This window comes from Nocardiopsis sp. NPDC007018 (assembly GCF_040635075.1).
Lineage (GTDB): Bacteria > Actinomycetota > Actinomycetes > Streptosporangiales > Streptosporangiaceae > Nocardiopsis.
The window spans coordinates 166,100-176,967 of record NZ_JBEYHA010000005.1; the positions used below are offsets into that span (position 1 = coordinate 166,100).

8 protein-coding genes are annotated in these 10,868 nt (G+C 72.7%); 3 read left to right on the plus strand and 5 right to left on the minus strand.

From position 1 onward, the window contains the following. Positions 1–90 precede the first annotated feature (90 nt). Positions 91–390: an Asp-tRNA(Asn)/Glu-tRNA(Gln) amidotransferase subunit GatC gene (gatC, locus tag ABZ635_RS04395; RefSeq protein ID WP_191274162.1), complete on the plus strand. Its 300-nt coding sequence runs from the start codon at positions 91–93 to the stop codon at positions 388–390. After that, on the plus strand, positions 391–1,887 hold the full coding sequence (gene gatA / locus ABZ635_RS04400; RefSeq protein WP_357758735.1) for an Asp-tRNA(Asn)/Glu-tRNA(Gln) amidotransferase subunit GatA: 1,497 nt from the start codon (positions 391–393) through the stop codon (positions 1,885–1,887). A gap of 76 nt (positions 1,888–1,963) precedes the next feature. Here gatA and ABZ635_RS04405 read toward each other — a convergent pair whose 3' ends face one another. From ABZ635_RS04405 to ABZ635_RS04425, 5 genes are all read right to left on the minus strand, one after another. Further along, positions 1,964–2,836 (minus strand): nucleotidyltransferase domain-containing protein, encoded by an 873-nt coding sequence (locus ABZ635_RS04405; protein WP_357758738.1) that lies wholly within the window; start codon positions 2,834–2,836, stop codon positions 1,964–1,966. 276 nt (positions 2,837–3,112) lie between these two features. Beyond that, positions 3,113–4,291, minus strand: a complete 1,179-nt coding sequence (locus tag ABZ635_RS04410) for a thioester domain-containing protein (protein WP_357758741.1) — start codon at positions 4,289–4,291, stop codon at positions 3,113–3,115. Between the two features lie 266 nt (positions 4,292–4,557). After that, entirely contained in the window at positions 4,558–5,787 is a 1,230-nt protein-coding gene (locus ABZ635_RS04415; protein WP_357758744.1) for a thioester domain-containing protein, read from the minus strand. A gap of 366 nt (positions 5,788–6,153) precedes the next feature. Continuing rightward, complete coding sequence (locus tag ABZ635_RS04420) at positions 6,154–7,353, minus strand: thioester domain-containing protein (protein ID WP_357758747.1); 1,200 nt, start codon at positions 7,351–7,353, stop codon at positions 6,154–6,156. A 458-nt stretch (positions 7,354–7,811) separates the two neighbouring features. Then, complete coding sequence (locus ABZ635_RS04425; RefSeq protein ID WP_357758750.1) at positions 7,812–8,981, minus strand: thioester domain-containing protein; 1,170 nt, start codon at positions 8,979–8,981, stop codon at positions 7,812–7,814. Positions 8,982–9,225: 244 nt separating this feature from the next. On the opposite strand from ABZ635_RS04425, the gene gatB reads away from it, so the two are divergent. Continuing rightward, positions 9,226–10,737: an Asp-tRNA(Asn)/Glu-tRNA(Gln) amidotransferase subunit GatB gene (gene gatB, locus ABZ635_RS04430; RefSeq protein WP_357758753.1), complete on the plus strand. Its 1,512-nt coding sequence runs from the start codon at positions 9,226–9,228 to the stop codon at positions 10,735–10,737. Positions 10,738–10,868: the final 131 nt, after the last annotated feature.

Here is a 10,868-nt window from a genome sequence, read left to right on the forward strand (position 1 = left end):
GGTCCCGGTCGAGGGAGCGGCACCGGGACCGGCGGCGGGACCATAGGATTGTCCTGATCACCCGTCCGCCGAAGAAACGGTTCTCACCTGATGACCGCCATCACCCGTGATGAGGTCGCGCACCTCGCCCGGTTGTCGCGGCTGGCGCTCGACGAGAGCGAGCTCGACACGCTCGCCGCCCAGCTCGGTGACATCCTCACCGCCGTGGCCAAGGTGCAGGAGGTCGCCCAGGGCGACATCCCGCCGAGCTCGCACGCCCTGCCGCTGACCAACGTCTACCGCCCCGACGAGGCCCGGACCGGCCTCACCCCCGAGCAGGCCCTGGCCGGTGCCCCCGCGGTGGAGGACCAGCGCTTCCGGGTGCCGCGCATCCTTGGGGAGGAAGAGTAGATGAGCGACGTCATCGGGCTCACCGCCGCCGAACTCGGCGCCGCCGTCAAGGCCGGTGAGGTCTCCGCCGTGGAGGCCGCCACCGCCTACCTCGACCGCATCGAGGCTGTCGACGGCGACATCAACGCCTTCCTGCACGTGCGCCGCGAGACCGCCCTCTCCCAGGCGCGCGACGTGGACGCCCGGCGCGCCGCCGGGGCCGACCTCGGCCCCCTCGCGGGCGTGCCGGTCGCGCACAAGGACGTGTTCACCACCAAGGACATGCCGACCACGGCCGCGTCGAAGATCCTGGAGGGCTGGCAGCCCCCCTACGACGCCACCGTCACCGAGCGCCTGCGCGGGGCCGGTCTGGTCATCCTCGGCAAGACCAACATGGACGAGTTCGCCATGGGCTCCTCCACGGAGAACTCGGCCTACCAGATCACCCGCAACCCGTGGGACACCGCCCGCGTCCCCGGTGGTTCCTCCGGTGGCTCCTCGGCGGCCGTCGCGGCCTTCGAGGCTCCGCTGGCCACCGGCACCGACACCGGCGGCTCCATCCGCCAGCCCGCCGCCGTGTGCGGTCTGGTCGGCGGCAAGCCCACCTACGGCGGCTCCTCCCGGTACGGGATGATCGCCTTCGCCTCGTCCCTGGACACCCCGGGCCCGTTCGCGCGCAACGTGCTGGACGCCGCCCTGCTCCAGGAGGCCTTCTCCGGCCACGACCCGCGCGACTCCACCTCGATCGACGCCCCCGTGCCGCCGGTGGTCGACGCCGCCCGCCTCGGTGACGTCGAGGGCCTGCGCGTCGGCGTCGTCAAGGAGCTGGACAACGACGGCTTCCAGCCCGGTGTGCGCCAGCGCTTCCGCGAGACCGTGGAGCTGCTGGAGTCCCTGGGCGCCAAGGTCGTCGAGGTCTCCTGCCCGAGCTTCGACGCCGCCCTGTCCGCCTACTACCTCATCGCGCCCAGCGAGGCCTCCTCGAACCTGGCCCGCTTCGACGCCATGCGGTACGGCCTGCGGGTGGGCGACGACGGTACGCGCAGCGCCGAGGAGGTCATGTCGCTGACCCGCGCGCAGGGCTTCGGCCCCGAGGTCAAGCGCCGGATCATGCTCGGCACCTACGCCCTGTCCAGCGGCTACTACGACGCCTACTACGGCAGCGCCCAGCAGGTGCGCACGCTGATCAAGCGCGACTTCGACGCCGCCTTCGAGAACGTGGACGTGCTGGTCTCGCCGACCACACCGACCACCGCGTTCCCGATCGGCGAGCGGGCCGAGGACCCCATGGCCATGTACCTGGCCGACCTGTGCACGATCCCGTCCAACCTGGCCGGGAACGCGTCGCTGTCGGTGCCGTGCGGCCTGGCCCCGGAGGACGGCCTGCCGGTCGGCTTCCAGGTCATGGCCCCGCCGCTCGCCGACGACCGTACCTACCGGGTCGCGGCCGCCGTCGAGCGCGCCCTGACCGAACGGGACGGCGCCCTGATCGCGCGCAGCCCCTACGCGGTCTCCTAGACGCGGCCCCGGGCAGCGCCCGCCACGCCCGACGAACGCCCTCCGGCCCAGCCGGAGGGCGTTCGTGCGCGTCGGGCTACCCGATCAGTCGCGCGACGTCGTCGTGGAGGTCCTCGGGAACGCCGACCCCCCAGCGCGCGGCGGCCTCGCCGCACAGCTCGCGGCTCCACGCCCAGCTGTTCCTCAGCGCGGCACGCATCTCCTCCGGTTCGGCGCGACCGGTGGTCCCGGTGTGCCGGGCCACGTCGTCGGCGGTCAGGTCGGCCTCCAGCGCCCGGCTGGGGGTGAGCCAGTGCGCGGTGGAGCCGCGCAACAGCCGCACCAGCTGGAGTTGGGGAGGGGAGACCATCGTGGCCAGGGCCGCGTGCGCCCGGGCGGTCTCGCCGCGGGCCAGCACGTGCGCGGCCATGAGCGTCCAGTTGGCGAGTTCGCCGACGAGCCGTTCGGCGGTGGGAACCGGGTCGGGCGCGACGAACTCCCGGAGCGGACGCACGGCCTCGGTGAGCCGTCCGGTGCGGTCCACCAGTACCGCGGCCTCCGGGTCCGGAAAGTGGATCATGCCCTTCCAGGAGGCGATCTCCGCGATGGCGGTCCCGGCGGGCTCGAAGTGGAACTCTCCGCGCATGAGGTCGTCGAAGACCACGGCCAGGATGCCGAAGAGGTTGGTGTGGGCGATCCGCACCGGCGCGACACGGGAGACGAACTCCCGGCCGTCGAGGATGCCGAGGAGGTCGGGGCCGTCCCGGTCGTCAGTGACGTACACGTAGGCCTCGAGGTCGGAGAGGGCGTCGGCCTCCCCCGTGGACCAGGACCCGTAGAGCAGGACCGCCTCCACGCGGGGGTCGGCCTCGGCGACCTCCCGTAGGCGCGCGACACGTCGTGCCAGGACGGTGGGAGGGGCGGCGACGGGCGCGGGCGGAGCGGCGGACAGGGTGCGGTGCGTGTTCACGGAAACTCCGTCGTCTCGGGGTGTTCCGGGCAGCACTGAGGAGCCGCCCGGGTGAGGTGTTCGGGCGACGGGCTCGATCAGGAGGTGCCGCCGCCTCTAGGAGAGACGGAACCTGGTCACGGAGATGCCACACATGGTGACCAGTCTAGGCGCGGAGCCAAGGCGCGGCGGGCGGGGACCGCGAACGAACGCGGTGCGCCCCGGCATCCGGGCGTTCCCGGCTTCGCGCGGCCCCGAGTACAGGTCACCGGCCGCTGGCTCAACGGCACCACGCGCCTACTCCGTACCGGTGGTGTGCGTGTGCGCCCGGCGCCTGCGGGCCAGGTACAGGGCCGCGCCACCTCCGGCGAGGGCCACGAGTGCGGCGGTGACGAGCGCGGCCACCGCTCCGCCGGTGAGCGCCAGCCCCTCCCGGGCGGGTGCGGCTGCGGCCCGGTCCGCCGAGGCGCTGGGCTCCGGGTCCAGCGGCGGCGGTGTGCCGCCCGCCGCGTCCCAGGCCACTGCGGCCGTCTCCGAGACGATGATGTCGCTGTCCTGTGCGGTGATGAGGGTCTGGGTGGGCTCGTCGGGGTCCTCGCCCTTGAAGAGGCGGCCGATCTCCACGGACGCCGTCGTCTCCAGGACCAGGACGGCCTCGCCGGCCGGTGCGTCGGACGGGACGGAGACGGCCACGGTGTCGCCGCTGGCGACCTCGTCGAGGACCTCCCCGCTCTCGGCGTCGACCAGTTCCACGCCGTCGGGGGCCTCCAAGCGGACGGGGATGGTGGCGGCGCTGGTCTCCACGGTGAACGCGCCGATCTCCTCACCGGCGAGCCCGGAGTCGCGTCCGGGGGTGAGGGTGAGCGCGGACGTCGGTTCGTTGGCCAGGACGTCGGCGTTGTCGACCAGGTGGTCGTACAGGTGGGTCACGTTGCCCGCGTTGACGTTGACGTCGAGCTCGGGGTTCGGCTCCACGCGCTCCAGGTCGAGGGCGTTGCTGAAGTGCCAGATGGCCGCCTGGGTGGCGGTGAGGGCCTCGGACTCGGTGAGGCGGGCCATCCCGGCCCGTTCCTCCAACTCGGTGACGTCGACCACCGGGTAGGAGTTGCGCAGGATCCAGTTCACCCGGCCGGGTTCGGCGAAGTCGCCCTGGCCCGGGTAGTTCTCCCACTGGTCCTCGCGGTAGGGGGCGTCCTCGACGAGCCCGGTGCGGAAGTCGATGCAGTACGCGGTGAGGGTCTGGTCGCCGCCGGAGTCGCCCTCGCCCAGACGCACGTTGAAGGTGGCGGTGGTGGTGAACGGTTCCCCCCGCATGGTGACCGCGTGGCCGTGCTCGGCGACGCCCGTGTACTGGCCGCGCACCGACCCCTGGTAGGGGGCGGGGTCGGCCGCCGCGGGGGCCGTGAGTCCGGACACCAGGAGTACCGAGGTCGCGGCGGCGAGGAGCGGGGGGAGGCGCAGGGACACGTGCGTCACTTCTCTTCCTGAGGTGGTCCCCCTGTGGCGTGGGGAACGGTGCGGTTCAGGTGGTGAAGGAGGGCGGGGGCGGTGCGTCCGTCGTCCGAGGATTTCACGGAGCGTGCGCGCCGCACAACGGAACCGTCGGGCCATGGCCGGTATCAGCCATGTGGGACCGCGTGTGAACCTTCGGGCCCGACGCGCGTGTCAGGTGGAACACGACGAGGGGCCCGCCCCGCGCGTGGTGCGCGGAGCGGGCCCCGGGAAGCGGGACACCTGAGGGGTTAGGCCTCCACGTCGGCACCGTTGCCGCTGCGACGCTTACGGCTCAGGTACAGGGCGCCGCCACCGGCGCCCAGGGCGGCCACACCGGCGGCCACGAGGCCGAGCAGCGCGCCACCGGTGACGGGCAGCTTGGGCTCGTCGTCCTTGCCGGGGGCGGGCTTGTCGTCCTCGCTGGGCTTCTCGGACGGGCTCGGCTTCGGCGACGGCTCGTCGGTCGGCTCCGGGGTCGGGCTCGGGCTCGGCGAGGGGGTCTCGGACGGCTCGGGCGTCGGAGCGGGCGTGTCGGCCTCGCTCCACTCGACGGAGGCCTCGGCGTTGACGGTGACGTCGCTGTCCTCGGCGGTGATCAGGGTCTGGGTCGCCTTCTCGGGGTCCTCGCCCTTGAACAGACGGCCCTGCTTGATGGTGGCGTTGGCCTCCAGGCTGAAGGACGCCTCGCCGGCGTCGGCGTCGGCGGGCACCGAGAAGCCCACCTTGTCGCCGTCGCTGAGGGTGTCGCCGACCGGCTGGCCGGTGGCGATGTCGACCAGCTCGACGCCGTCGGGGACGGTCAGGTCGACCGGGACGCTCTGGGCGTTGGTCGAGATCTCGAACTCGCCGACGGTCTCACCGGCCTGGCCGGTGGCGCTGTTCGGGGTGACGCTCAGGGTCGGGGCGGGCTCCTGGGGGAGCTCCTCGGCGTTGTCGACCAGGTAGTCGTAGATCGCCTTGACGTTGCCCTTGCCGCGCGTGAGGGTGGCGCCGTTGCTGAAGTGCCAGATGGCGGCCTGGGTGGCGGCCAGGGCCTCCTTCTCGGTGACGCGGGCGGCGTTGGCGCCGTCGGCGGCCTCGGCCAGCTCCTGGGCGCTCTTCTCCGGGTAACCGTGCTGGAGAATCCAGTGGACCTTGCCGGGCTCGGCGAAGGCGCCCTCGCCCGGGTAGTTGGCCCAGCTGTCCTCCTTGTACCAGGCGCTCGAGCGGATGTTCGTCTCGATGTCGATGCAGTAGGTGATCAGCTCGCTGCCGTCCTCCAGGCGGAGCCTGAAGAGGTTGGTGCCGATCGTGCCGGTACTCATGGTGACGGTCTCGCCGGTCTGGTGGTTGCCCACGTACTGGGCGCGCACGGAGCCCTCGTAGGTCTCCACGGGCTCCGCGGCGGCCGGGGCGGCCAGGCCGAAGGTCAGCAGCGCCGCGGCGGAGACCGCGAGACCCGCGCGACCGGTGGTCCGGAGGTTGGGGGAGTGCTTCACGTCGTGTCCTGTCATGAGGTGCCGTGCCGCACGGACCGGGGTCGTGCGGCGGCGAACGGAGGAAGAGGGGGCGTCCGGGAGGGGCCGGAGCGGCTTCGGGCTGCGAGAGAGCCCGGAGGCACAGAAGCAGAGGTTTGTGCTTGTCCGATATTAGCGATCTGTCGGGGTCCCTCCAAGCCGAACTCGGGGAATTCTCGCCGCCGTCGCCCTGAACTGCGGCGACGGCAAAAAAGACGGAGGGCCCGTCCCCGTGATGTCTCACGTGGACGGGCCCCGGTCGGTTCTCTCCTGGCCCTGCGGTGCTCCGGCCGTCCTCACGGACGCCGGTGCCGCCTGGCCGGAGTACCGGCCTCAGCGGGTCGACACTCAGGCGTCGGTGCCCTCACCGTGGGCCGCCTTGCGCTTGCGGCTCAGGTAGAGGGCGGCGCCGCCCGCGCCCAGCGCGGCCACACCGGCCGCGACCAGGCCCGCGAGGGCGCCACCGGTCACCGGCAGGGTCGGCTTGTCGTCGGCGGGCGGGGTCGGCTTCGGCTCGGGGGTCGGGCTCGGCTCCGGAGTGGGGCTGGGGCTCGGGCTGGGGCTCGGCGAGGGGGTCTCGCTGGGCTCGTCGGTCGGCGGGACCGTGGGCGTGTCCTTGGTCCAGGTCGCCGACGCCGACGCGGTGGCGTTGGTCGGCTCGCCGTCCACGGTGATCAGTGTCTGGGTGGGCTTCTTCGGGTCCTTGCCCTGGAAGAGGCGACCGGTCTCGACGGTGGAGGTGGCCTCCAGGCTGAAGGACGCCTCACCCGCCTCGGCGTCGGCGGGCACCGAGAAACCGACCTTGTCGCCGTCGTCGACGGTGGTGACGGCCTCGCCGGACTCCACGTCGACCAGAGTGACGCCCTCGGGGGCGGTCAGGTCGACGGGGATCTCGGACGCGTTGGTCTCGATGAGGAACTCGCCGACGACCTGGCCGGTGGTGCCCTCGGCCGTGGACGGGGTGACGCTCAGCGCCGCGCCGGGCTCGCGCTCGGTGTCCTCGGCGTTGTCGACGAGGTAGGCGTAGACCTTCTCGACGGCATCGGAGTTGCCCTCGCCGAGGTCCATGTCGTTGCTGAAGTGCCAGATGGCGGCCTGGGTGCCGGCGAGCGCGTCGCCGTTGCTCAGGCCTTCGACCCCGGCGAGCTCGCCGAGTGCGGCGGCCTCGGCCCGGGGGTAGCCGTGCTTGAGAATCCACAGGACCTTGGCGGGCTGGGCGAAGGAGCCCTCACCCGGGTAGTTGGCCCAGTCGTCCTCCTTGTACTCGGCGCCTCCGACGATGTTCGTCCGGAAGTCGATGCAGTACGTGGTGAGGACGCTGCCGTCGGTCAGCTCCAGGTTGAAGAGGCTGGCCGGGGCGGAGCCGCCGGCCATGCGGACGGTGGGGCCGTTCTCGGCGTCACCGGTGTACCTGCCTTCGAGGGAGCCTTCGTAGGTCTCCACCTCGTCGGCGGCCGCTGGGGCGGCCAGGCCGAGGGCGAGGAGTGCCGCGGCTGTGGCGGCGAGGCCGACGCGCCGGGCGTTGCGGGGGAGGGAGCGGTTACTCAAGTTGTGTCCCGGTGTCTTCTAGGGGTGACCGGATGGATCGCGCCCAGGTCCTTGGGGGCGTGCGCGCGGGGCGCGGACGCCGCGGACGGGCGCCCTCGACGATGGGGAGGGGCCGGTGGGGGCGTCCGGTGGGCGTCACACCGCGTCGGGGCAGGGACGCGATGACTGTTCGGGGCCGGGTCCGGTCCTGCCGGACGGGGCTCGTCGACGCGGGGGGTGCCGCGTGCGCCGTGGGAAGGCCGACGGCCCGCCCGATACTAGCGATCGGGTCCGCCACTTCCAAGCCGCTTCACGGAAATGGTGCTCGGTCGGTGGCCGTCGCGGAACCCGGTCCCCCTCGGGGGGTCGGGGCCCCGGTGACGGGGGCCCGGGTGCTGGGGAACCCTCCTGCCGGGGCGGGGACGGTCGCGCCCTTCCGTCGCTCGACGGCGGCGGAGACGGAGGCGGGCCCACGGCGCTCAGTCGCGCCGTTTACGGCCCAGGACCAGGATGAGCAGCCCGGACACGACCAGCGCGCCGGCGATCACCAACAGACCGGACACCCAGGTGCCGGTGAGGGCCAGACCGGTTCCCGGCTCCTCCTCGGGGGTGGTCGGGGTCGGGCTCTCCGAAACCTCGGCTTCCGACGGGGGCAGCTCGCGGGCGGGCGGAACCCCGGGCTCCGCCGCCTCGGGCTCGGGCGTCTCGGTCCGCTCCCCCGGCTCCTCTCCGCGCCAGGTGAACGTCGCGCTGGTGGTGCTGGTCGCGGAGCCCGGCTCCGCGGTGATCAGCGGCTGGGTCCGGGCCCCCTCGCGGCCGGTGAACAGACGGCCCTCCTCCAGGGGTACCCCGTTCCCGCGCACGTGCAGCGTGACGACCCCGGCCGGGACGGAGGGGTCCACGTCGAGGAACACCTCGTCGCCGTCGTGCGCCTGGGAGACCTCCTGGCCGCCCGCGTCGACCAGCCACGACGCGGGGGCGCCGCGCAGGGACAGCCGCATCGGGCCCTCTCCCGCGCTGGAGAGGGTCAGCGGGCCGAGCGGCTCCTCCGGGGAGACCGCCTCCACCTGGGCGGGGGAGACCTCCACCGAACGGGAGGTGGTGCCGTCCCCGGCCGACAGGCTGCCCTCCACCAGGTGGGTGTAGAGGGTGAGGACGTCCGGGTGGTTGGCCTCGGGGTCCGGTTCCTCACCCCCCAGCACGTTCCACAGGGCGGCCTGGGTGGCCGCGATGGCGTGCGGCTCCTCAAGGAACAGCACCCCCGACGCGGTTCCCAGGATCGGCAGGGGCACGTTCGGGTACGAGTGGCCCACCACCCAGTTGGCCCGGCTGGCGGGGGTCGGGCCTCCCGCTCCGACGGTGGTCCACTCCGGGTGCTCCGCCCACGCCGACTCGACGTAGGCGGTGCGCGGCCGCATCTCCTCGTCCGCGACCAGCGCGTAGGCGCGCACCGAGTCCTCGTCGGCCACTCGCAGGCTGAACAGAGCCGTGTCGGTCTCGTCGCCGTCAGTGAACACGACGGGCAGCCCGGCGACCGGGTCCCGATCGAGGCGGGAGAAGTCGTCGGCCGAGGCGGGCGGGACGGACAGGGTGCCGATCAGCGCGGAGGCGGAAAGCAGCGCGGCGCACCGAAGCAGGATGCCGGACATGCTCAGGCGCTCCCATGGGAAGGGCGGCGAGGGGTCGAGACCCCGCCGGCGAATCGTGTACCTGGGCCATCAAGACTAACGGTCCGGCACCCGTCACTGACGGAGATCGTCTCTACAGCGGCCCAATCGTGTGCTGGCCGTGACATCGGTCGGCCGTCCCTCACACGGGACGGGACCGTCGGACCTCTCAGCCTCGGTAGGCTGACCTGGAAGGTATGTCCTCTACTGAAACGGGTTTGCGGCGATGGCCCACGCGGTGACTCCCAGCTTTGAACAGGCGCTGAACACGTACGAACCCGTGCTCGGCCTGGAGACCCACATCGAGCTGGGTACCGCCTCGAAGATGTTCTGCCCCTGCCCCACCGAGTTCGGAGCCGAACCCAACACCCAGGTGTGCCCGGTCTGCCTCGCCTTCCCCGGCTCCCTGCCGGTGGTCAACGAGAAGGCGGTGGAGGGCGCGATCCGTCTGGGACTGGCGCTCAACTGCTCCATCGCCCCGTGGGGCCGGTTCGCGCGGAAGAACTACTTCTACCCGGACATGCCGAAGAACTACCAGATCTCCCAGTACGACGAGCCGATCTGCGTGGACGGGCACCTCGACGTCACCGTGGACACCCCCGAGGGTCCGCGCGTGTTCCGTGTGGAGATCGAGCGCGTCCACATGGAGGAGGACACCGGTAAGTCCTCCCACGTGGGCGGCTCCACCGGTCGTATCCACGGCGCCAGCCACTCCAACGTCGACTACAACCGCGCGGGCATCCCGCTGCTGGAGATCGTCACCAGGCCGATCACCGGTACCGGCGAACTCGCCCCGCTGGTCGCCCGCGCCTACGCGGCCGAACTGCGCGACCTGGTCCGCTCCCTCGGCATCTCCGACGTGCGCATGGAGGAGGGCTCCATGCGCTGCGACGTGAACGTCTCCATCAACGAGCGCGGCGCCGCCGAGTGGGGCACCCGCAGCGAGACCAAGAACGTCAACTCCCTGCGCTCGGTCGAGCGGGCCGTTCGCTCGGAGATCGAGCGCCAGGCCGGTGTCCTCGACGCCGGGGAGCGGGTCGTGCAGGAGACCCGCCACTTCCAGGAGCACCTGGGCCGCAGCACCTCCGGCCGCTCCAAGGAGGAGGCGCAGGACTACCGCTACTTCCCGGACCCCGACCTCGTCCCGGTCGCCCCGGCGCAGGAGTGGATCGAGGAGCTGCGCGCGACCCTGCCCGAGCTCCCCGCTGCCCAGCGCGCCCGGGTCAAGGCCGAGTGGGAGCTGTCCGACACCGAGCTGCGCGACCTGGTCAACGCCGACGCCATCGGCCTGGTCGAGGCGACCGTCACGGCGGGTGCCCCCTCGGCGGAGGCCCGCAAGCTGTGGCTGAACGAGCTGTCCCGCCGCGCCACCGAGCAGGAGGCGGAGCTGGCCTCCCTGCCGATCACCCCGGCACAGGTCGCCCGGGTCATCGCCCTGGTGGCCGAGGGCACGCTCACCAACAAGCTGGCGCGCCAGGTCGTGGAGGGCGTTCTCGCCGGTGAGGGCGAGCCCGACGCGGTCGTGGAGGCCCGCGGCCTGAAGGTCGTCAGCGACGACGGCGCCCTGGGCGCGGCCGTCGACGAGGCCATCGCGAACAACCCCGACGCGGCCGACAAGGTGCGCGGCGGCAAGGTGGCGGCCGCGGGCGCGCTGGTCGGCGCCGTCATGAAGGCCACCAGGGGGCAGGCCGACGCGGGTCGTGCCCGCGAGCTCATCCTGGAGAAGCTCACCGGCTGATGACGTGCCCGGGCGGGGTGTGAGGTAGCGCTCCCCGCCCGGTCCGGTCCGGCGGAACCGAACGGGGCCCCCATGAAGGAGTCGCCCGCGCCGACGGTGTCCGCGACCTCCACGCTCGGCGCCGGAACGGC